Below are 22,316 nucleotides of genomic sequence, written 5' to 3' on the forward strand. Positions count from 1 at the left end.
TTACATATACAATGTTCTACCATTTGTAAAGATGTTTTAACAAAATTTTCTTTAGAAAAATTTCAAAAATATTGAAGTGAATTTAAGAAAAGAAACGTCTTTAATATCGTATGATGAAATCAAGCAACGATTAGAGTAGAGAGGGGTAGAAATGTTGTCTTTGATGATGAGGGATAAAAAGAGGACAGGGCTTCCGATATGGCTCTTGGCGCTATTCATAGTTTTCCAGCTTGGAATTGGAAACGGTATCGTCCATGCCGATGACAAGCCTTCCATTGCGATGAAAACCGAAGTAGGCTACAACGGGATGATGAAAGAAGGAGCCTGGAATCCGCTGAAGCTAACATTAACCAGCAATCAAGATCTATCGGGAGACATCGTTTTCCAGGTGATGGAGGATCGGCATGGGAACAGCCCAACCTCGTATGTTCAGCATGTGGAGCTGCCGAAGGATACGGCTAAGGAGGTTATCCTGACCATTCCGGGGCAGCAGTATTCTAAAAACAACAATGCTGTTTTTTTCTATGAAGGTTCTGTTGAAAAAGGCAAGCTGGTTCCGTTTTCGTCTGGCGACGGCTATATCAAAGGCTATACCATTAATTCCACGAATGTAGGCGTGCTAGCGGATGACCCCGACGCGATGAACTTTCTTTCGATGCTGCAAAGCGGCAGTTCGAAAATCAGCGTCATGCATATGAAGCAAAAGGACATTCCCGACGATCCGATGCTTCTCGATGGAATCGATATTCTCGTGTTCAACCGCTTTGCATCTGACACGCTGACTCCGGCACAAGTGCAATCTATTGAGCAGTGGGTCAAAACCGGAGGCCATCTAATCCTGGGTGGCGGCGCGGCTTATCCGAAAACGGCAGCTCCTTTCTCGGACATATCGCCGGTTAAGTATACAGGAACATTCAGTGTTTCATCCTTGCCAGAGCTGGAAAAGCTGGGCGGTACTAAAAGTGGCGCGGCAAAGCTGAACCTGGGCGGCGAAATCACGTTATCGGACGCCGAACCGGTAAAAGAAGCGAAGCTGCTCTATACGACAGGCGGCAAGCCGCTGTTTGCAAGCCGTCCGGTCGAGAAGGGTAGGGTGCTTTACGCCGCTTATGACGTTGCTCAGGAGCCGATTGCTTCCTGGCCCGGGCATCCTTCCGTCTGGTCTTCGCTGCTCGGCAGCGATTTGCAAAAGAGCAATTGGAATGCCATGAACGGCAATTACGACCCGATGATGAATCTAAGTTATATCCTTAACTTTTTTCCTGCGCTGAAAATGCCTTCATTCCAGGTGCTGGCCTGGCTGATTATTATTTATGCCATTGTTGTCGCACCGCTACTTTATTTTCTTTTGAAAAAGGTAGACAAACGCGAATGGGCTTGGTGGATGATTCCCATAATCGCCGTCATTGCCAGTGGTACGGTCTATTTTATCGGAGCATCAGACAAAACCAAGGAACTGGCCCATACACTGAATGTGATTGAGCTGGACGGAAGCGGACAAGGAAAAGTGAAAAGCGCAACGGCCTTTTTCTCGCCGGGAAGCGGAAACTATCATCTGGAGCTTCCTGCCAACTCTTACGTATCTATTCAGAGGGACGGCGGATCTTTTTCAGGTTCGAATAACAGCCAGAGTCTGGTCGAGGTCGGATCCAAAGAGACAGACGTAAGACTTCTGGACATGCCGCAGTGGTCCTTAGCGAAACTTTGGGTAGAGCAGCGCGCCAAAAATGAAGGACTGGGCCAATTTAACGTAAGCTTGTTCATTAACGACAAAGGAGCCATTGACGGGAAAGTGGTTAATGCGACATCCAAAAGCATGAATCATGCGGCTCTAATCGTAGGGGGGAAAGTGTATCCGCTAGGAGATCTGGAGAAGGGGGAATCCATCTCACTGGCATCGGTCCAAAACCCGCAATCTTTCGTTAATGGCAATTTATCTTATGTCATGTTCCAGGGGAATCCGGCGGGGGGAAAAGATCCCTATATCCGCGAGAGAGGCATGATCGACAATTACCTTCAACCGTCGGCCTGGTCTGCGAAGGACGCATACATATTGGCATTCAGCAGCGACCAGCTCTTCAGCTACCGTAATGACGGCCGGGACATCGAAAACGATCAGCTGAATTTATGGCTTCAGCCTGTAAACATCAGTTGGACTCAAAACGGTAAGCTGAACATTCCGTTCGGATTCGTCACACCGATCGTCAATCAAGTATTTTCTCCGAACTGGTATGAGCAGCCGAACGGCGTCAGTCATATCGAGCAGGGGGAAATCACCTTCGATTACGACGTCCCCGACATGAAAAAGATGACGGGAGGAACGCTGAAGCTTCAGAGCAAAACTCCGGGCATGAAAACGGAATATTATATTTTTAATTATCAAAAGCAGGATTGGGACCTCATCAAATGGGATGCATCCAAGCAGTGGAGTACAGCCAATCCGAATGATCAGTATGCATCGCAGGGACGTATCCGCGTCAAGCTGACAGCCAAAGAAGCAACGGAGCTGAGACTGCCCGAGCTTGCAGTAGAGGGGGTACTGAAGCCATGATAGACATTCAGCATTTAAGCAAAAGATATGGTAATTTCGATGCACTGAAGGATATTAATCTGTTTATTCCGGAAGGGACCGTGTTTGGATTTGTTGGGCCGAACGGTGCCGGCAAGTCCACGACCATGTCGATTCTAGCCACGCTGATGCTGCCGACATCGGGCGTTGCCAAGGTAGACGGCTTCGACGTGACGCAGCATCCGAAAGAGGTGCGCAAAAGAATCGGTTATATGCCGGATTTCTTCGGTGTATATGATCAGCTGAAAACGACGGAATATCTCCATTTCTACGGGGCGAGCTACAACATTCCACGCAGCGAACGGGAACAGCTGATTCCGCAGCTGCTAGAGCTGGTCAATCTGAGCGACAAAAGTGACGTATATGTGGATGGCCTCTCCCGGGGGATGAAGCAGCGCCTTTGCCTGGCACGGTGCCTGATTCACGATCCGAAGGTGCTCATTCTGGATGAACCGGCCTCGGGCCTTGATCCAAGGGCAAGAATCGAGATGCGCGAAATATTAAAAGAACTGAAGCAAATGGGCAAGACCATCATTATTTCCTCTCATATTTTGCCTGAGCTGGCGGAAATGGTAGATGAGATCGGCGTCATCGAGCATGGGGAAATGGTGGCGCAGGGCAGAGTCTCTGATATTCAGGCCCGGCTCCGTGTCAAGAAAGTGCTTCATATCCGCGTGATGGATCGTGAAGAAGAGCTGGCTGCACGCCTGCAGGATGAAGCGATGGTATCAGCTGTACTTTCCGATAATACGGGCATCCATGTTCATTTCAGCGGGGGAGATGTGGAGCAGGTGCAGCTCCTTCAGAACATCATTTCATGGGGATATGCCGTGATATCCTACCATGAAGCACAAACCAATCTGGAGGATGTATTCCTCGAAATCACCAAAGGAGGAGCTGCCGTATGAACTGGAGCCGCAAATGGATCAATCCGGTGCTGGACAAGGAATTTCGGCTTCGGATGAGAACACCACGCTCGGCCTTTTCACTGCTAGCCTACATTTTGGTGCTTGGACTGATTGCGCTGGGTTTCATCTATATTACGCTGTACCTGGGGAATCAGGGGAATCAACCTTTTAATTCCAGCGCAGGCCGTATGATGTTCTACGTGCTCAGCTTTGCGCAGCTGATTCTGATTGCGTTTATGGCCCCGGCTTTGACAGCCGGCGTCATCAGCGGGGAACGGGAAAAGCAGACGTTAAGCATGCTGCTGACGACGCAGCAAAGCTCGGCGACGATCATTTTAAGCAAACTGTTCTCTTCTTTAAGCTTTATGACGCTCATTATTGTGGCGACCTTGCCAATCTACAGCATCGTTTTCCTCTATGGGGGGATTTCCCTTAAACAGATGATTTTTATCTTTTTATTTTATCTGTTTGTCATGCTGCTGCTGGGAGCGCTCGGTGTACTGTTCTCGACACTTTTTAAACGGACGATGATTTCGGTCATAGTGACCTATGGTGTGGGCCTGTGCATTTTCCTGCTGACCGGAATTCTGTATTTATTCGCCATGAGCATTGTACAGCGGAGTTATTACTCCGGACCGCCAACAACAGGCACCACCTATTCGTGGGTTGGCTATATTCTCGGATTGAACCCGGCGGGAGCGCTGATCAGTCTGTTTGAACCGAGCTTTTCTAAGCAGGCGTTTCTGCTGCAGAACGGCAACCTGAGCTCGGATGCGCCGATTCAGCTCTGGCAGGAGTTTGTGCTGGTATACAGTGTGGTGATTATTGCGGCCTTATGGATCAGCATCCGCCGTATTCGTCCGGTAGCAAGACGCAAACACAGCCACCCTGAAAACGGGCTTCCGGGAGTGAAAACAAGTACAGGAGCGCATTCGTAAACGTACGATCATAGAAGACTAAAGGAGGACAGCTCATGGACGGCATTCGGAAAGCGGTTCTGAAAGCGAGGTTACGGCTGCAGCAGTTTCGGTTGACCCGCTTTTCCCTATACGGAGCTGCTGCCGGACTTGGCGGAGCCATTCTGCTGCTGCTCGCGGCTCGTCTGTGGCCCATTCCAGCCTACCGTTATCTGGCCCTGGCAGTGGCATTGACCGGTTTATTAGCCGGTGCCCTCTGGGGTGCATTGTATCGCGTGAAGGAGCACGAGGCTGCGCAAGCCATGGATGCGGCAACAGGCGGAGCCGAGCGAAGCGACATGATGGTGACGGCGCTCTCTTTTGCCGGGCAGGACAGCCCTGCTGCCCAGTGGCAGCGGAAGCAGGCGGAGATGTATGGAAGCAGCTTCACAGCGCAATTAAAGCGTAGGCTTCCATTTCCAAGTTACAAAAAGATAGCGCTTGCTAGCTCTATTCTTCTTGCGGTAGCGGGCGTGCTTTCAATATTGCCCAATAAGATGGATACGAAGATCGCTGAGGCTGCACGTCAGAAAGAGTGGGTGCAGGATCAGAAGAAGCAGACGGAGCAGCTGGTCCGGCAGCTGCAGACGCAAAAGCTGGATCCGGCCGTCAAGAAACCACTGGAGGATTCACTTAAATCGCTCCAAAAAAGGCTGGCAGCCGAGAAGGATCCGGAAATAGCGCTTGCTGAGCTAGAGAAAACAATGAAAGAAATGGAGAAAACGGCAGCGAAGCAGCAATCGGCAGTTCAGAACTTGACCGAATTGGGGAAGAAAATGCAGAATGCTCCAAGCATGTCATCCCTGGGAAAAAGCCTGGCTGAGGGAAAGCCGGAAGACCTGAAAAAGTCGATGGAAAAGTTCAAGCAGCAGGTGAAGCAGCTGTCTCCGGAGCAAAAGCAGCAGCTGCGTGAAGCTTTGAATAAGCTTGCGGATGAGGCAGCCAAAAACCCGGAGACTCAGGCGTTGAAGGATGCCTTGAAAAAGACCGAGAAAGCGTTGGCGGAAGGAGCAACCGATAAAGAAAAAGACGAGGCTCTGAGTGATCTGGAAGCAGCGCTTGCCAAAGCGCTTGCTGCGCGTGCAGCCGCCTCAAGCCAATCCGCAGCAGCTTCCAGTATGAGCTCCAAGCTGGCCTCGCAGGGACTTGGTCTGGCTTCGCAGATGACCGCATCCAGCATGCAGGTGTCGGATGCCTGGAGCAGCGGAGGCAGCGCAGAAGAGATGGCCTGGGCTGAAGAGACCAGCGGGACGGAGCCGGAAGACGGTGATTCTACTTCGCCGGGACAGGGCAGCAGAGCGGGTCAAAGCGGCTCCGGTAACGGCAGTGGTAGCGGTTCGGGCAGCGGAAGCGGCTCCGGCAGCGGCCAAGGAGCCGGCCAGGGGCCGGGAGCTGGCGTGGGTGCCGGCAGCAGAGACATGGTGATGACCCCACGCAAATTTGAAGGCAGCGGCAATAAGCAGAATGATAAAGGGCCGCTGAAGGGGCAGGGAGGCACGATCCAGAAAGGCGGAGTATCTCCGGCCGTGGATGGCGCTAGCCGCCCGTATGAGGAAGTGTACAAAGAGTACGAGGCCGAGGCCAAAAAATCGCTGGGACGGCAGGAGCTGCCACAGCAGATGCAGAGCCTGGTCGAAAGCTATTTTACAGAGATTAACCCTAATCCGTAATGGGAACCAGGAGGACCGTATAAGATGCAGGAAACCCAAATCCAGCCTGAGGCCTGGAAAGAAACGATATCGCGCGTGCGCAGTCAGATCGGCGAAATCATCGTCGGCCAGCAGGAGGTTGTCGAGCAAATGCTGTGGTGCATTTTTGCCGGAGGACATGCGCTGCTGGAAGGCATTCCGGGACTCGGGAAGACGATGCTCGTCCGCACGATTGCAGACACGCTTGACCTGTCTTTTTCACGTATTCAGTTTACACCTGACCTGATGCCGAGCGACATCACGGGGACACAGATTTTGTCGTTCGGAAGACAGGGCGAGACGGGAATGACGTTTCAAAGCGGACCTCTGTTCAGCAGCATCGTGCTGGCAGATGAGATCAACCGCGCTACACCGAAGACCCAGAGTGCGCTGCTTGAGGCCATGCAGGAGAAGACCGTGACGGTTGGGAATGAGACGCACCGTTTGCCTAGCCCATTTTTCGTATTGGCGACGCAGAACCCGCTCGAAAACGAGGGAACCTATCCGCTGCCTGAAGCACAGCTGGACCGTTTCCTCCTTAAAATTCTTGTGCCGTATCCGAATAGCGATGAGCTCAAAGAAATCGTGAAGAGAACGACATCCAATCATGTGCCTACCATTGTGAAGCAGGCGGGGCCGGAAGAACTTTTGGAAATCCAGCATGGAGCAAGAGAAGTTCTGGTTGCCGATGAGGTATTGGATTATGCGGCAACGCTGCTGATGATGTCCCATCCAGAAGAGGCATCAGCTCCGGAAGGCGTGAAAAAATACGTTCGTTTCGGGTCTGGACCGCGTGGCATTCAGTCGATCATCCAGGCGGGCAAGGTACGCGCGGTGTGCCAAGGGAGAATGCATCTGGCGCAAAGTGACATTAACGCCGTAGCCATTCCGGCATTGCGCCACCGGATCTTTTTGAATTTTGAAGGACAGGCCATGGGCGTGACCACCGATCAAGTCATTAAAGAAATGCTGCAGGCGCTTGGAGGACGGTCATGAATCCAGTCCATCTCCTGCCGCCGGACTGGATGGCACGGCTGGAAAGGCTTGCGCTCGGTTCAGGCAGAAGGGTTGCAGGCACGCTTCAAGGCAAGCGGCGTTCCAGCAGACTTGGATCCTCTCTTGAGTTCGCCGATTACCGTTCTTATGCACCGGGAGATGATATCCGCCGTTTTGACTGGGGGGTGTATTCCCGGACAGGAAAGCCCTTTGTCCGCCAGTTTATGGACGAGCAGGAGCTGATGGTAAGTCTATATGTAGACTGCTCAGCCTCCATGGACTTTGGCGGGTCGCCGTTATCCGAGGGGAAGCCGAAAGGTAAGAGCGGGGAAAACAAGCTGCTTTTCGCCAAAAGGCTTGCTGCGAGCATTGGTTATATTGCTCTATGTTCCTATGAACGGTTGGGAGCTTATTGCTACAGCAATCGGCTGGACGGTCGTTTACCGGTACTTCGGGGCCGGGGGTCCGCGATGAGATTATTTCAATTCTTGCAGGATATGCCTCCTGGAGCGGAAGGAAGCTTGTCATTTGCTCTTGGAGAGCCTGGGGCTGTGCCCCGCCTGTCCGGAATAACTTGGATCTTTTCTGATTTCTGGCTGGATGAAGGCGAGTCATCGATCGGAAGCGTTCTATCCCGTCTGGCGGGTGCTGGTCAGGAGGTTGTCCTTGTGCAGGTTTTGTCGCCGGAAGAAATTCATCCGGAACTGAGTGGTGACCTGCGCCTTGTAGACAGCGAGCTGAACACCGGCAAAGAGGTAGCCATCACGGGACGGGTGCTGCAGCGCTACCGCAAGGAATTGGAGCATTACCAGAACGAACTCCGGAAAATAGCATCGGAGCGCGGCATATCGTATGTCACTCTTTCAAGCGATATGTCACTGCAGGAGGCCGTGTTTGGCGTATTTGCGGGGGCGGGTCTTGTACGTGTCTGACCGATTCGAGTACGTAGGGAGGAAGGAGGGATCTGAGTGGGAATCGGTTCATGGCTCGGGCTTTGGTTCGGACTGAGTATACCGGTGATTTTGGCTATGTATCTGCTGAAACGTAAATTTCTTGACACCAAAGTGCCGAGCCATCTGCTATGGCAGAGGGTACTGAAGAATCAGGAGGCCAACCGTCCGTGGCAGAAGCTGCAAAACAGGCTCCTCCTGTGGCTTCAGCTGCTTGCCGCTGCTCTTCTTGTGTTTGCATTGATGCAACCCTTCTTGTGGACTTCCGGCGGCGGAAAGGAGCATGTCGTTCTGGTGGCGGATACATCCGGAAGCATGAGTGCAGTCACAAATGCGGCATCTGGACAGGCCTCCAAGGAGAGGCTCGAGCAGATGAAGCAGGAGATGAAAGACTATATCAAACGGGAAGCGAAAAACAGCGAAATCACACTGCTCAGCATGAATGTGGAACCGAATGTGATCATTTCCCGGGAGAAGGACCACAGCCGTGCTGCCGAGGCAATAGATTCGCTTCAAGCTTATTTTGGCAAGGCTTCTTATGATGAAACGCTATCGCTGGCTTCGGCTTTAACCCGTGAAGAAACGGATGCGGAGGTTGTTGTATTTACCGATGGCCAATGGAAAGGGAATCCTTCATCTATTCCGTTTCAGGCTCCAGTGAGAGTCATGAAGGTGGATTCCGAAAAGGGCTTTAATCTCACCTTGCAGCAATTTGGCGTGAAGGACGAGCTGGGCGGAGCCACAGCCGTTGCGGTTGTGAAAAATAACAGCGAGGCCGCTAAGTCTACGGAGTTAAACATATATGGGGACGGTAAGCTGCTGAAAACGGCATCTACTGAGATCAAGCCGGGGGCATCTGCGACGTTAACGTTTCAGGCTTTACCAGGAGCAGAGGTGTATAAGGCAGAACTGGAGGGCAATGACGATTATGCAGCGGATAATGAGGCCTACGCATTTTCGCAATCCACCAATACTCCCCGGATCCTTCTGATCACCCCAGGCAATCTGTTTCTGGAAAAGGGACTTCAGCTGACAGGCGCCGAGGTGGTTAAAATGACCCTGCCTGAGGTAGGCGAAAATAAGTCTCCTGACCAGTCCGGCGAGACAGCCGTACCGGAGAAGAAGCCGGATTTAGTCGTTATCGATGGAGCAGCTCCGTCCTTTATGTCCCAAGGAGAATGGAAAAAGCTTCTCGACCGTACGCCGGTGTGGACGCTTGGAGGCGGAGGAAGCGAAATTGCCGTAAACGGCGCTCAGCCCAAGCTCGTCAGCCATCCGGTAAACCGTTATGTGAGCTATAGCGGCGTATATATCGGCAGTGTACTGGAGCAGAAGCTTCCGGATTGGGCCGTGCCGATTGTCAACATTGACAATCACCCGGCGATCATTGCGGGTACCGAAAACGGTGAGCCGCGGTTATCCTTCCTGTTTAACTTGCAGGAAACGGATTTTCCACTGTCATCGGAATTTCCGATTGTGGTTCATGAAGCGGTATCCTGGCTGACGGAAAGCGGCGGGAAAAGCCTCGGACGGTTTACGGCGGGATCGCGAATCGAAATTCCGGTCGCTGCGGATACCGTTTCGGCTCGCTGGGTTGCTAAAGACGGCATGGCCAAAGCGATGAAGGTACAAAATCTGGAGGCGGAAACCGGGGAGAAGGGAATTAGCGCTTTGCAGCAGGTTCCGACAATTCCGGGCCTGTATGCTTTTGAACAGGTGAACAGTGAGGGGAAAAGAATGGAGTATCTCACCGAATCCGCAGCCGATCCGTATGAAGCGCAGTGGGACAAAGTAAACACGAATCTGGATGCCATAGGAAAAAATGCAGGCGATGGAGAAACGACTGTAGCTTCAGCTTCCGAAACGGCTTCAGTCAAAAGCAACCCCGGCGGAGATCAAAGCAAGATACCGCTGACGCTGCTGCTTGCCGGGTTAGTGCTGCTCATTATTTTAGTGGAGTGGGGGGTGTATCAGCGTGGGCGTTCAATTTAGTCACCCCTGGCTGCTGCTTCTGCTCATTCCGCTGGCAGCGCTTATGTTTTACGCGTACAGGTCCGATTTTCGGCTATCCGGGGCGCGGAAAACCGTAGCAATCATCCTCCGCTCTGCCATAATGCTGCTGTTGGTACTCGCCATTTCAGGTTTAGAGTCTTATACCGTTCTTGAGCAGAAAAAGGTTGTCTATGTGGTAGACAGGTCCGCAAGCATGCCGGAGAAGGAGCATTCAGAGGAATGGATACTTCAATCCGCAGCCGCAAAAAAAGAGAAGGACTCCGTTGGGATCGTATCCTCTTCGCTGCAGGCTTCCTACGAACAGAAGCTGCTGGACCATTTGCCGCAAAGCTTGCATCTGAATGCGGCGCAGAACCCTGATTTCAGTAACCTGGAATCTGGACTCATGTTGGCGGGTAATCTTCTTGACGGACGATCCGATTCCCGGATTGTGCTGATCAGCGACGGCAAGGAAAATGTCGGCAGCATGCTGGCAGCCGGCCGGATGCTGAAGGATCAGGGGATCCCTGTCGATGTGCTGCAGTCGCCTTCGAAGCAGCTGCAGGATGTGTCGGTAGATGAAGTGAGCGTGCCCCAGAAGCTCTATCAGGCAGAATCCTTTTCCATCGAAGTGCTCGTGCAGAGTACTTATAAAGGGCGGGGAGAACTGAGGCTTTATGAGGACAGCCGTGAAATCGGCAGACAAACGGTGGATATTGCGGCAGGCGAGAACCGCTACGCCGTTAAGGCATTGGCTAAAGCCACGGGGCTGCACCGATACCGTGCCGAAATTTTCATGGAAGGCGATCAGCAGTCAGCTAACAATGCCGGCTATGCGTTTACTCGGGTTGACGGCCCACCGAAAGTGCTGATCGTCGAAGGCAAGAAAGGGACGTCTGCGAATATTACCTCCGCCCTTTCGTCCGGACTGGTGCAGTATGAAGTGATGCCGAGCCCGGAGCTGCTGCCGAATGAAATGGCTAAATATGCCGCATATGACTCGATTATTTTCAACAACGTATCAGGCGATCAGGTTGGCGAGCGCCGCATGGAAATGATTGAACAGGCCGTGAAAAGCTACGGCATCGGCTTTATGATGGTCGGCGGCGAGGACAGCTACGGCATGGGCGGATATTTTAAGACGCCGATCGAGAGAGCTTTGCCGGTCTCCATAGAGCTGGAGGGAAAAAGACAAATTCCTTCGCTGGGGCTGATTCTTGTGATCGACCGTTCCGGCAGTATGTCCGGAGACAAGATGGAGATGGCCAAGGAAGCCGCCATCCGTACCGTAGAAATGCTGCGCCCCAAGGATACCGTGGGGGTTCTTGCTTTCGATTCTACCAACTGGTGGGTTGTGCCGCCGTTGAAGCTCGATAATAAAAAGCAAGAGGTCATTGAACAGATCCGATCCATCCAAAGTGATGGCGGGACGGATATCTATCCGGCGGCAGCTGCGGCGGTCGAGGAGATGCTCAAGGTTCAGGCTCAGCGCAAGCATATTATCCTGATGACAGACGGCCAGTCTGCCGGAAATAATGGATACGGGGATTTGCTTACGCAGATGGTGGACGAAAAAATCACGATGTCCACCGTGGCCGTGGGCACAGATGCGGACGTGAATCTGCTGCAGAGCCTTGCCGAGGGAGCCAAAGGCCGGTTTTATATGGCCCAGGATGAGTCGACGATTCCTGCTATTTTCAGCCGCGAAGCCGCCATGATCTCGAAATCCTATATTGTCGATAAGCCGTTTACTCCGGCCCTGCAGGATGCAGGCGACTGGGGAAAACTATTCGATAACGGTGTGCCGCAAATCTACGGCTACGTCGCTACAACGGCAAAACCGGGTGCCCAGACGGTGCTTTCGAGTCCAGAGCCGGACCCGCTGCTGGCCCGCTGGCAGTACGGATCTGGCCGGACGGTGGCCTGGACGAGCGATATGATGGGAAAATGGTCCAAGGATTGGGTGTCTTGGCCTGCCTTTTCGAACGTGCTGACGCAGATGGTGAAATGGACCTTTCCGCAGTTTACCGCTTCGCCTTATGAAGTGAAAACGCAGGTGGAAGGCAATAAGGTCCGGTTTGAAGTGAGTGCGGCCGCAGGAAACGGACCGGAGCAGCTGCAGGCCGTAGTGACCGGAGATCAGCTGCAGCCAACCACCGTGGATTTGGTGCAGGAATCGCCGGGAAGCTACAGCGGCGAGATCACGGTGGACCAGCCAGGCTCCTTCCTGATGTCGCTTCAGGACAGCACGGGCAAAAGCGTAGCCATGCCAAGCGGGCTGATCGTCCCTTATTCTCCGGAATATCGGATTGAATCGGGGGACGCGAAGCAGGAGCTGGAACGTCTCGCTGCGATGACTGGCGGACGCGTCCTATCTTGGGATAAGCCGGAGCAACTGTTCGCTGCGCCTCCGCGCCCTACCCGCGAGCAGCATGATCTCAGCTACGCGCTGCTAGCGGCGGCCCTGATTCTCTGGGTCGCCGATATCGCGGTGCGCCGACTGGCCCTCCCATGGGGCCAGATCGGCACACGCCTGGCCGCCCTGCTTCGCAGGCGGCCGCAGTCGGCCGGCGGGGCGCTGGCCCCGGACGCCGGCCTCGGCAGGCTTGCCGCGCGCAAGGAACGCGCGGCGGCCTTCTACGGCGGCGGCTCCGCAGCGCCGCCGGCATCATCGGCGCAGCCGCAGGCACGCGCCGATACCAGGGAGGAAGCCGGAGCGAAGCGTCCGGCTTCGAGCCGCCCGGCGGCGCCAAGCGCAAGCGCGCCGCGCGGGACGCAGGCAGCCCGGCCGTCGGTGGCGGAGCCGGGCAAGAAAGCGGCGGCTGTGCCTAAGCCGCCGCAGGAAGAGCAGCGGTCCGCAGCGATGGACCGCCTGCTGGCCGCCCGCAAGCGCAACTCGCGCTAGCCGGGTGAAGCTTCAATGCTCACAGCACTTATACTTCAACAATATAGAAAGGCGCGCGATGCTATAATGATCGCGCGCCTTTCTGTATCTACGGTCCTTTTTACACAACCCGTCTGTCTCTATCATTGCGGTTAAGGAATAAGGACTATGCTCTTTTGGATTGGGCCATTCTATATAGCGGATTCAGCATTTGGTCCACACCGAATAACGTGAATCCGAACAGCAAGTGTCCAGTGAGCCACCAGGCAAAAGCCGTCATATCACTAGGCGAAGGCACACGGTCAGATAAGTCTGCCAGCGGAAAATACAGCAGCGAGGATAGCAGACCGAGAATCAGGCCACTCAGCAGCGGGCGCGGCTTGATGCTGGACATCACCCAGCTGGAATACAGCAGACCAATAATCAGAGACACAACCATATGCAGGGCAAACTCAATCCATTCAGGCATATGCGGCGGCAGAAAGCTTATAAAGTCTACATTCAGCAGCAGCCGGTATACCTGATGTCCGGTATTTTGCTCAACCAGCCTCAGAAAAAGACCGAGGATGAAACCACCGGCCAAACCGCAGATCAGTCCTCTAAGCCAAAAGCCAGGAAATGAGGCGAGGCGTTTGATGCGTTTACCCAAGAGACACCTCCCATGTAATATTCGGTGCGTCACAAAAAAATTTGACAAATGATGTGGGGAACCCACGGGAAATTGCTCGGAATGTGACCGCTTTACACAGCGGCTGATTACGTTTTTTTGTTCTGCTGGACCCTGTCAATCCATGCCGAATAATGACGTTCGCGGCAGGGAATGGTGATAAAGGATATGGAAAAGAAGAGAGCCAAGTGTTACAATAAGTCAAAATGAAACATTCAAGCGGAGCTTCTTCATAATCCGCAAGCGGGAGAAGGCTTTAGGGCGTTCTTTTGGTTTCATTGTAGTTGATTTCATCAGGAAGATGAAGCAGCATCGCTGCCGCATTTTAAATTCCCAGAATGACTGAGGAGGATAAACATGACTGACAAAAATCAGACAATCGATAATCTATCGATTGCAACCATCCGTACGTTGGCGATCGACGCCATCGAAAAGGCGAAATCCGGACATCCCGGCATGCCAATGGGCTCTGCGCCAATGGGATACCAATTGTTCGCCAAAACGATGAACCACAATCCGGAAAATCCGACTTGGATCAACCGTGATCGGTTCGTATTGTCCGCAGGACACGGCTCCATGCTTCTGTACAGCTTGCTGCACTTGAGCGGCTATGATCTGCCAATGGAAGAGTTGAAACAGTTCCGTCAATGGGGCAGCTTGACTCCAGGTCACCCTGAATTCGGACATACTGCCGGCGTTGACGCAACAACCGGACCTCTCGGTCAAGGCATCGCTATGGCTGTAGGTATGGCGATGGCTGAAACTCAGCTGGCTGGAACTTACAACAAAGATCAATTTAAAGTTGTTGATCACTACACATACGCTATTTGCGGCGACGGTGACCTGATGGAAGGCATTTCTTCCGAAGCAGCTTCCCTGGCTGGTCATCTGAAGCTCGGCAAATTGATTGCTCTTTATGATTCTAACGACATTTCCCTGGATGGCGAGCTGAACCTCTCTTTCTCCGAAAATGTTCAAAAACGATTTGAAGCTTACGGCTGGCAAGTGCTGCGCGTAGAAGACGGAAACGATCTTCCGGCTATCGAAAAAGCGATCGCTGAGGCGCAAGCGGAAACCGAAAAACCAACCCTGATCGAAGTCAAAACCATCATCGGTTACGGCAGTCCGAACAAACAGGGTAAAGGCGGCCATGGCGGTACACACGGATCTCCGCTGGGTGCTGAAGAAGCCAAACTGACCAAAGCATTCTACAACTGGGTGTACGAAGAAGACTTCTACGTTCCGGATGAAGTGCGTGCGCATTTCGCGAAAGTCAAAGAGCATGGCATTAAAGTGAACAAGGAATGGAACGAGCAGTACGCAGCTTATCAAAAAGCTTATCCTGAACTTGCAGCACAATTTGATAAAGCCGTTGCCGGAGATCTTGCTGAAGGCTGGGACGCTGACCTTCCAAAATATGCTGTAGAAGACAAAGCCGTATCCACACGCGTAGCATCCGGTAACGCTCTGAACGGACTTGTAAACAATGTGCCACAGCTGATGGGCGGATCTGCCGACCTTGAAAGCTCCACTATGACTCACCTGAACGGCGTTAGCAACTTTACACCGCAAAGCCGTGAAGGCCGCAACATCTACTTCGGCGTTCGCGAATTCGGTATGGCTGCAGCCATGAACGGTATGATGCTGCATGGCGGCGTGAAAGTATTCGGCGGCACATTCTTCGTGTTTACCGACTATCTGCGTCCAGCGGTACGTCTGGCTTCCATCATGAAACTGCCTGTTACTTATGTGCTGACACATGACAGTATCGCAGTAGGTGAAGACGGACCAACCCATGAACCAATCGAACAGCTTGCTTCCCTGCGTATCATTCCAGGTCTGACTGTGATTCGTCCGGCTGACGGCAATGAAACTTCTGCAGCATGGGCTTATGCCGTAGAGAACAAGGAAAACCCTGTAGCTTTGGTACTCACTCGTCAAAACCTGCCGATCTTGGCTGGAACGGTTGACGGTGCAAGAGAAGGCATCAAACGCGGTGCATACGTGGTAGCCGATGCGAAAAACGGCAAGCCAGTTGCCCAAATCATCGCAACAGGCTCCGAGGTGCAGCTGGCTGTCAAAGCTCAGGAAGCACTCGCCAATGAAGGCATCGAGGTGCGCGTCATCAGTATGCCAAGCTGGGATCTGTTCGAGAAGCAGGATCAAGCCTACAAGGATTCCGTTCTTCTCCCTGACGTGAAAGCCCGTCTGGCTATCGAAATGGCACAAACCTTTGGTTGGGAACGTTACGTCGGCGACAAAGGCGACATTCTCGGCATTACAACATTCGGTGCATCCGCTCCTGGCGACACTGTTATTAAAGAATTCGGATTTACGGTGGAAAACGTTGTTAGCCGCGTCAAAGCGCTGCTCTAAGACGTTAATTCCTGCATAGATCAAGTTCCAGAAGATGAGGAGCCGTGAGAATTCATGTCGCAATTGAAGAATGCAACCATTGTCAAAGCAGCGAATATTTATTATGACGGTCAGGTTACCAGCCGGACCGTCATCCAGGAAGATGGAAGCAAGGTCACGCTTGGCATTATGCTTCCCGGCACTTATGAATTCGGTACGGACGGTCCGGAAATCATGGAGATACTTTCCGGTCAGCTTAAAGTGCTCCTGCCAGGTGAGGACACCTGGCAGGAAATTAACGGATCGGCGACTTTTCATGTGCCTGCCCGTTCCAAGTTCGCTCTGGAAGTGTTCAGCGTAACAGATTATTGTTGCTCCTATCCGGCGGAATAAAGGAATTCTCAAAAAATGTATACATGAAAAAGGGTAAGACTGCCGCTTCGGCAATCTTACCCTTCTTATCATCCATAATGGTCACACTTATTGCAGCGGCTTGCCGCCGATGGTTTGTCCGATCCAGGCTTCATAGCATTTGACTACGGCCGACAGATCCTCATCGCCATAACCTTGGGTTTGACCTGCCTGGAACAGGCTTTTGGCCAGATTCAGCATCGGAGAAGGGATGCTGGCTCCGTCGGTCAAGGAGGAGGCAAGCTTCAGGTCCTTCAGCATCAGCGCCAGCGAAAACTGGTTGCTGAAATCCGCTTCAATGATTTTGCGGCCTTTTAGATCAGCAGCCTTGCTTCCTGCAGATCCGAGCTGCACCAGCTCGAGGAAGTTGTCTGCCGGAATGCCGGATTTAGCGGCAATGGCGAAGCCTTCTGCCAAAGCCAGGTTGTTGATGCCTACCATGGTATTATGAGCTAGCTTGGCTACGGAACCGCTGCCGTTTTGACCCATATGGATGACCTTTTTACCAAGGGTATCAAAAATATCGGACACGCTTTCCAGTATGGAAGCTTCGCCTCCGACCATAAATACGAGCGTCCCGTCTATAGCCGCAGGCTTGCTGCCGGTGACCGGTGCGTCAAGGAAATCGGCGCCCTTCTTCTGAATGGAGACGGCAAGCTCTTTGACGAGCCCAGGTGAAATGGTACTGGAATCAATGACAATCATGCCTTTTTCGAGGGAATTCAAGATGCCGTCTGCTCCGTAGTACACTTCGCGAATGGAGTCGTCATTGCTGACCATCGTGATGACAACATCGCGGCCTGCGGCAGCTTCACGCGGAGTTGCAGCCGGTGTTGCGCCTTCGGCAACGAGCGGTTCGCATTTGGAGGCCGTGCGGTTGTATACGGTGACTTCGTAGCCCTTTTGAAGCAGTAAGGACGCCATAGGAGCTCCCATGGTTCCCAGTCCGATAAAACCTATCTTTTTCATGTGATCACCTTTCTGTAAATAGTGAGGATCACGCACAGCTTCAAAAAAGAGTATGTGTGGATCCAATAGATCAGATGTTTCGTCTATTTTAAAGATATCAGAAAGTGTAACCTCTTGGAAATGCATCCTGATATCTCAAGAAAAAATCGGCTATACGGGGCCTACTCCGTTGAATGAACGCCGATAGACTTTTTTCCAACGTGCTTGCTACCAGCAAAAAATTACAGTATCCTATTCTAAAGCTATTTTTTGGAGTGTAGAGTAGAGATGAAACCAGGAGGTACAGACAAATGTCAAACCCATTGAAATTTGATTACAGCAAAGCCCTCGAATTCATCAACCAGCATGAAGTGGACTATTTTGCGGAACCGATCAAGCTGGCTCACGAGCAGCTACATAACAAAACCGGCGCAGGTTCCGACTATCTCGGATGGATCGACCTGCCGACTGCATATGATAAAGAAGAGTTCGCACGGATTCAAAAAGCTGCGGCTAAAATTCAAAGCGACTCTGATGTTCTGATCGTCATCGGAATCGGCGGTTCCTACCTTGGCGCACGCGCAGCCATCGAAGCACTGTCGCATTCCTTCTATAACTACCTGCCGAAGGACAAGCGTAAAACGCCTGAAATTTATTTTGCCGGCAACAACATCAGCTCGACATATGTTACTCATTTGCTTGATCTGGTGGAAGGCAAGGACTTCTCCGTTAACGTTATTTCCAAATCCGGCACAACTACAGAGCCAGCGATTGCATTCCGTATTTTCCGCGCAGCTTTGGAGAAGAAATACGGTAAAGAAGAAGCGAAAAAACGCATTTACGCAACGACTGACCAAGCAAAAGGCGCACTCAAAAAGCTTGCAACGGAAGAAGGCTACGAGTCCTTTGTTATCCCTGATGACGTGGGCGGACGTTATTCCGTACTGACTGCAGTTGGTCTTCTGCCAATTGCAACAGCAGGCATTAACATCGAAGACATGATGAAAGGCGCGGCTGATGCGGCCCAGGAATTCAGTAGCCCGAACGTTGCCGAAAACCAGGCGTATCAATATGCTGCTGTTCGTAATGCGCTGTACCGCAAAGGCAAAGCCATTGAAATCCTCGTCAACTATGAGCCTTCCCTGCACTATGTATCGGAATGGTGGAAACAGCTTTTCGGCGAAAGCGAAGGCAAAGACTACAAAGGTATCTATCCGGCTTCCGTTGATTTCTCTACGGATCTGCACTCCATGGGACAATTCATCCAGGAAGGCAGCCGGAACATTTTCGAAACCGTCATTCAGGTGGACAAGGTTCCTCATGAAATTACGATCGAAAGCGATCCGGACGATCTGGACGGTCTGAATTTCCTGGCTGGCCAAACGATGGACTTTGTCAACAAAAAAGCATTCCAAGGAACGATGCTGGCACATACCGATGGACAGGTTCCGAACCTGATCGTAACCGTGCCTGATCTGACACCTTATTCTTTCGGATATCTGGTTTATTTCTTTGAAAAAGCTTGCGGCATCAGCGGTTATCTGTCGGGCGTGAACCCATTCGACCAGCCAGGCGTTGAAGCTTACAAGAAAAATATGTTCGCATTGCTTGGCAAACCAGGCTATGAAAAAGAAAAGGCGGATCTGGAAGCCAGACTTTCTGAATAACAAGACTTCTTAGAATTGACATAAGACAGAAGGAAGCAGTTCACCGGTTGCAGGATCATACGGGGGGACTGCTTTCTTTCCAATCAGGGAAAGGGTTAAGAGATGATAGAACGCTACCGTACCGTTCGTAAGAGCGGGGAAAAAGAAATCGTAATCAAGAAGTCGCGCTTTATCGGACATATTATGCCTGTAGAGAGCGAGGAAGATGCAAACGCTTTTATTGAGGACATCCGGAAAAAACACTGGAATGCGACACATAACTGCTTTGCTTATATGATCGGCGAGCGGGATGAGATCCAGAAGCAATCGGATGATGGAGAGCCCAGCGGAACTGCGGGCAAGCCGATTCTTGAGGTTATTCGAAACCAGGGACTGAAGAATGTGGCGGTCGTGGTTACGCGATATTTTGGAGGAATTATGCTTGGGGCTGGCGGACTGATCCGTGCCTATACGGATGGGGCTGTAGTAGCAATTGAGGCAGGTGAAGCGATTACACGTGTACTTCATCGGCAGATTTTTGTAGAATTAGATTACACATGGCTAGGCAAGGTCGAAAATGAGCTTCGTAGCCGAGAGGTACGTATGGGGGAGACACGTTTTACAGACAAAGTAACGCTGGAATGCTTGCCGCTCGATGCGGAGAAGGAGGCGTTCGTGTCGTGGATGGTGGATCTGACGCAAGGACAGTCCCTGATTACGGAGGGTGAGCAGCTTTATTTTATTGAAGGGGAATAAAGTCTATGGCAAGAAGAGCGGTGGAACAGGAGTTATCCAGGGAGAGGATTCTGGAAGCAGCCAGACATTTGTTCGTCACAAAGGGCTACCGGGCCATCTCTATGCGCAGTATAGGTCAGCATTTAGGTTATAGTCATGGTTCCTTGTACTATCATTTTAAGGAAAAGGCGGAGCTGTTTTACGCCATTGTCGTGGAGGATTTCAATAATCTAGCGGTCCGGCTGAACAAGGTCATCAAGGCTTCTTCTGTTCAGGATTTAACCAAGGTGGAGCAGCTGATGATCGAGTTTATCCGCTTCGGTCTGGATCATCCGTACCAGTATGAGATTATGTTCATGATCCGGGATGAGGAGCTGTTGTCCTACTGCCGGACGGAGCAGGGGCGCTGTCTGGAATTGTTCGCGTCCATCGTGCGCCGTTATATGAACGAGGAAACACATGGTAAGGAGTTCTGCCGGAATCTTCCGCTCACGCTGTTTTTGTCTATGCACGGCTTCATCTCTTATTACATACAAGACAGAGTCACTTTTGAGGAAATCAAACCCGCAGCGATGACGCATGTGAAAATATGCTGTGAAGGCTTGCGGTAGCAGTTTGTAAACAAGTAAGGGTGCGGCATTCATCGTTTCTTTGTGTTAAATATGTACTTTATAGCGTTGAATTGATATTGTGTAAAAGCATTGCTTAGATGGTGTAGGGGATAGGCAGGTTTGCCTGAACCCCAACGCCTTTTTTGTTGTATGCAGCTTAACACGACCCGCCGTGTCCAGTTCTATCCCCAATTGAACCTCAGTATCGAAATTTTTCTTCTTCCCAACTTATATATTGACGATGTCAGACAGTTTTTGGTAAAGTATCTCTTAAGTAAAAACCAAGTATTCAAATAGGAATTTGCAAGATTGTCGGATGGTATTTTTTTTTGTCAATGAAAGAAAATCGGCGTGTGACCGGACTTATGAAAAAGCGGGGGGAGAATCACATGAATACATTGCTTCGACATAAAGGCTGGACATGGGGGTTCCGCAGCACGCTGCTTCTTTATTTTCTGCTGCTGGTAATCCTCCCCTTGCTCGGTGTGTACTATCATTCCTTCTCCGAAGGCTGGCGGCTATTTGTGGACAGCATCACGGATCCCATCGCCTGGAAGGCGGTTTCTCTGACCGTACGCTTAGCGCTTACGGCTGCTATCGTGAATATGCTGCTCGGTACCATGATCGGGTGGGTGCTGGTACGCTGCCGTTTTCCCGGAAGATCGCTGCTGAACAGTCTGGTGGATTTGCCTTTCGCACTGCCTACCGCGGTAGGAGGACTTATGATCCTGCTGCTGCTGGGACCCGCAAGCTGGGTCGGTAAAGCCGCCGGAGCCTTGGGATTCGAAATTGTATTTCATTCACCGGCCATGATTATCGCGATGGTGTTCGTAACCTTTCCGTTCGTGATCCGCGCGGTTCAGCCGCTGCTGGAGGAAATTGATCCGTCCGAGGAGGAGGCGGCAAAAACGCTTGGCGCTTCAGGCGTAAGGGTCTTCTTCCAGGTGGTTCTCCCTTCGATGCTGCCTGGTATTTTAAGCGGAGGGATGCTGGCTTTCTCCAGGGCGCTCGCCGAATTTGGGGCGGTCGTGCTGGTTGCTGGGAATATTCCGGGACGGACTCTGGTCGCTTCGGTTTATATTTACGGCGAGGTTGAAAGTGATAATACGGCGGGAGCGGCTGCGGTATCCGTGCTTTTGCTGACGCTATCCTTTGTCATTCTTTGGGTTGTGAACTGGGTACAGACACGGGGGAAAAGCCAATGAACAAGCTATGGATCACTCTCACTTATGCGGTGTTTACCTTGCTCCTGATCATTCCACTCGGCAAAATGACGGTGGCCGCCTTCAGCGGTGGACTTGGCGAGCTTGGCGCGGCATTGTCCCGTCCGGAGGCATTGCATGCTTTTATGATGACGGCGCTTGTCGTCGTAACGGTAACGCTGCTGAATACGCTGCTCGGCATGATGACGGCGGTCTATCTGGTGCGCGGCACCTGGATGAGCCGGGGGGTAAGGCGACTGCTCAACAGCATCGTTGACCTGCCATATGCGGTGTCACCTATCATTGGCGGGCTGATGATTGTACTGCTGCTGGGTCCGGGAAGTACGGCAGGGGTATTTTTCGAACAAATCGGATTCAAAATCGTATATGCGTTTCCGGGCATGGTCATTGCGACGCTGTTCGTGACTTTTCCGCTGATGGTGCGCGAAGTGATGCCTGTGCTGCAGGAAATCGGCACTCAGCAGGAGGAAGCGGCTTCAACGCTCGGAGCTTACAGCTGGACAACGTTCTGGAAGGTCACCTGGCCTTCGATCCGCTGGGCGGTCATTTATGGTGTGGTGCTGACGATTGCTCGGGCGCTCGGTGAGTTCGGTGCGGTGCTGGTGGTCTCCGGCAACATTATCAACCGCACCCAGACCGCAACGACGCTGATCTATCAGGATGTTGAGAATTTTAACGTAACCTCGGCCAACGGAGCGGCATTGGTACTTGCTGCGTTTTCGATCGGACTCATGCTGATGATGGAATGGGCGAAAAAGAGAAGGGGAGTGCACTGAC

General features: G+C 52.0%; 17 protein-coding genes. 15 read left to right on the forward strand and 2 right to left on the reverse strand.

The window, feature by feature from the left end:
• Nucleotides 1-151: 151 nt before the first annotated feature.
• From MUG84_RS15585 to MUG84_RS15620, 8 genes are read left to right on the forward strand one after another with little or no spacing between them, the layout of a single operon-like run.
• The gene (locus tag MUG84_RS15585; RefSeq protein WP_244726237.1) at nt 152-2,551 is read left to right on the forward strand and encodes a DUF7408 domain-containing protein; all 2,400 of its coding nucleotides are present in this window, start codon (nt 152-154) and stop codon (nt 2,549-2,551) included.
• Complete coding sequence (locus MUG84_RS15590) at nt 2,548-3,477, forward strand: ABC transporter ATP-binding protein (protein WP_244726239.1); 930 nt, start codon at nt 2,548-2,550, stop codon at nt 3,475-3,477. Before MUG84_RS15585 ends, MUG84_RS15590 begins: the two co-directional genes overlap by 4 nt.
• Nucleotides 3,474-4,415: an ABC transporter permease gene (locus tag MUG84_RS15595; RefSeq protein WP_244726242.1), complete on the forward strand. Its 942-nt coding sequence runs from the start codon at nt 3,474-3,476 to the stop codon at nt 4,413-4,415. Before MUG84_RS15590 ends, MUG84_RS15595 begins: the two co-directional genes overlap by 4 nt.
• Nucleotides 4,416-4,450: 35 nt before the next feature.
• Nucleotides 4,451-6,103 (forward strand): phage tail tape measure protein, encoded by a 1,653-nt coding sequence (locus tag MUG84_RS15600; protein WP_244726244.1) that lies wholly within the window; start codon nt 4,451-4,453, stop codon nt 6,101-6,103.
• A 24-nt stretch (nt 6,104-6,127) separates the two neighbouring features.
• Nucleotides 6,128-7,117: an AAA family ATPase gene (locus MUG84_RS15605; RefSeq protein ID WP_244726246.1), complete on the forward strand. Its 990-nt coding sequence runs from the start codon at nt 6,128-6,130 to the stop codon at nt 7,115-7,117.
• Nucleotides 7,114-8,049 (forward strand): DUF58 domain-containing protein, encoded by a 936-nt coding sequence (locus MUG84_RS15610; RefSeq protein ID WP_244726249.1) that lies wholly within the window; start codon nt 7,114-7,116, stop codon nt 8,047-8,049. The genes MUG84_RS15605 and MUG84_RS15610 overlap by 4 nt, the downstream gene beginning before the upstream one ends.
• Nucleotides 8,050-8,085: 36 nt before the next feature.
• Nucleotides 8,086-10,059, forward strand: coding sequence for a vWA domain-containing protein (locus MUG84_RS15615; RefSeq protein ID WP_244726251.1), 1,974 nt, complete (start codon nt 8,086-8,088; stop codon nt 10,057-10,059).
• The gene (locus tag MUG84_RS15620) at nt 10,043-12,964 is read left to right on the forward strand and encodes a VWA domain-containing protein (RefSeq protein WP_244726254.1); all 2,922 of its coding nucleotides are present in this window, start codon (nt 10,043-10,045) and stop codon (nt 12,962-12,964) included. The genes MUG84_RS15615 and MUG84_RS15620 overlap by 17 nt, the downstream gene beginning before the upstream one ends.
• A gap of 145 nt (nt 12,965-13,109) precedes the next feature.
• Here the strand turns inward: MUG84_RS15620 and MUG84_RS15625 are convergent, their stop codons facing one another.
• Nucleotides 13,110-13,592, reverse strand: a complete 483-nt coding sequence (locus tag MUG84_RS15625) for a hypothetical protein (protein WP_244726257.1) — start codon at nt 13,590-13,592, stop codon at nt 13,110-13,112.
• 375 nt (nt 13,593-13,967) lie between these two features.
• Between MUG84_RS15625 and tkt the strand changes: the two genes are divergently transcribed.
• Both tkt and ppnP read left to right on the forward strand, forming a co-directional pair.
• Nucleotides 13,968-15,986, forward strand: coding sequence for a transketolase (gene tkt, locus MUG84_RS15630; protein WP_244726259.1), 2,019 nt, complete (start codon nt 13,968-13,970; stop codon nt 15,984-15,986).
• Between the two features lie 54 nt (nt 15,987-16,040).
• Nucleotides 16,041-16,358: a pyrimidine/purine nucleoside phosphorylase gene (gene ppnP / locus MUG84_RS15635; RefSeq protein WP_127606979.1), complete on the forward strand. Its 318-nt coding sequence runs from the start codon at nt 16,041-16,043 to the stop codon at nt 16,356-16,358.
• 87 nt (nt 16,359-16,445) lie between these two features.
• Here ppnP and MUG84_RS15640 read toward each other — a convergent pair whose 3' ends face one another.
• Nucleotides 16,446-17,345, reverse strand: a complete 900-nt coding sequence (locus MUG84_RS15640) for an NAD(P)-dependent oxidoreductase (RefSeq protein WP_244726261.1) — start codon at nt 17,343-17,345, stop codon at nt 16,446-16,448.
• 290 nt (nt 17,346-17,635) lie between these two features.
• Between MUG84_RS15640 and MUG84_RS15645 the strand changes: the two genes are divergently transcribed.
• From MUG84_RS15645 to MUG84_RS15665, 5 genes are all read left to right on the forward strand, one after another.
• Complete coding sequence (locus MUG84_RS15645; RefSeq protein ID WP_244726263.1) at nt 17,636-18,991, forward strand: glucose-6-phosphate isomerase; 1,356 nt, start codon at nt 17,636-17,638, stop codon at nt 18,989-18,991.
• Nucleotides 18,992-19,093: 102 nt separating this feature from the next.
• A complete protein-coding gene (locus tag MUG84_RS15650) occupies nt 19,094-19,726 on the forward strand; it encodes a YigZ family protein (RefSeq protein ID WP_244726265.1) in 633 nt (210 codons plus the stop codon).
• Between the two features lie 5 nt (nt 19,727-19,731).
• A complete protein-coding gene (locus MUG84_RS15655) occupies nt 19,732-20,316 on the forward strand; it encodes a TetR/AcrR family transcriptional regulator (RefSeq protein WP_244726268.1) in 585 nt (194 codons plus the stop codon).
• A 389-nt stretch (nt 20,317-20,705) separates the two neighbouring features.
• On the forward strand, nt 20,706-21,521 hold the full coding sequence (gene cysT, locus MUG84_RS15660) for a sulfate ABC transporter permease subunit CysT (protein WP_244726270.1): 816 nt from the start codon (nt 20,706-20,708) through the stop codon (nt 21,519-21,521).
• On the forward strand, nt 21,518-22,315 hold the full coding sequence (locus MUG84_RS15665) for a sulfate ABC transporter permease subunit (protein ID WP_244726273.1): 798 nt from the start codon (nt 21,518-21,520) through the stop codon (nt 22,313-22,315). The genes cysT and MUG84_RS15665 overlap by 4 nt, the downstream gene beginning before the upstream one ends.
• The last annotated feature ends 1 nt before the right edge of the window (nt 22,316 follow it).

This window comes from Paenibacillus mangrovi (assembly GCF_022898935.1).
Taxonomy (GTDB): domain Bacteria; phylum Bacillota; class Bacilli; order Paenibacillales; family Paenibacillaceae; genus Paenibacillus_AQ; species Paenibacillus_AQ mangrovi.

Coding starts and splice junctions, on each gene's coding strand:
- MUG84_RS15585 (WP_244726237.1), top strand. CDS start 152: ATGTTGTCTTTGATGATGAGGGATAAAAAGAGGACAGGGCTTCCGATA.
- MUG84_RS15590 (WP_244726239.1), top strand. CDS start 2,548: ATGATAGACATTCAGCATTTAAGCAAAAGATATGGTAATTTCGATGCA.
- MUG84_RS15595 (WP_244726242.1), top strand. CDS start 3,474: ATGAACTGGAGCCGCAAATGGATCAATCCGGTGCTGGACAAGGAATTT.
- MUG84_RS15600 (WP_244726244.1), top strand. CDS start 4,451: ATGGACGGCATTCGGAAAGCGGTTCTGAAAGCGAGGTTACGGCTGCAG.
- MUG84_RS15605 (WP_244726246.1), top strand. CDS start 6,128: ATGCAGGAAACCCAAATCCAGCCTGAGGCCTGGAAAGAAACGATATCG.
- MUG84_RS15610 (WP_244726249.1), top strand. CDS start 7,114: ATGAATCCAGTCCATCTCCTGCCGCCGGACTGGATGGCACGGCTGGAA.
- tkt (WP_244726259.1), top strand. CDS start 13,968: ATGACTGACAAAAATCAGACAATCGATAATCTATCGATTGCAACCATC.
- ppnP (WP_127606979.1), top strand. CDS start 16,041: ATGTCGCAATTGAAGAATGCAACCATTGTCAAAGCAGCGAATATTTAT.
- MUG84_RS15640 (WP_244726261.1), bottom strand. CDS start 17,345: ATGAAAAAGATAGGTTTTATCGGACTGGGAACCATGGGAGCTCCTATG.
- MUG84_RS15645 (WP_244726263.1), top strand. CDS start 17,636: ATGTCAAACCCATTGAAATTTGATTACAGCAAAGCCCTCGAATTCATC.
- MUG84_RS15650 (WP_244726265.1), top strand. CDS start 19,094: ATGATAGAACGCTACCGTACCGTTCGTAAGAGCGGGGAAAAAGAAATC.
- MUG84_RS15655 (WP_244726268.1), top strand. CDS start 19,732: ATGGCAAGAAGAGCGGTGGAACAGGAGTTATCCAGGGAGAGGATTCTG.
- cysT (WP_244726270.1), top strand. CDS start 20,706: ATGAATACATTGCTTCGACATAAAGGCTGGACATGGGGGTTCCGCAGC.
- MUG84_RS15665 (WP_244726273.1), top strand. CDS start 21,518: ATGAACAAGCTATGGATCACTCTCACTTATGCGGTGTTTACCTTGCTC.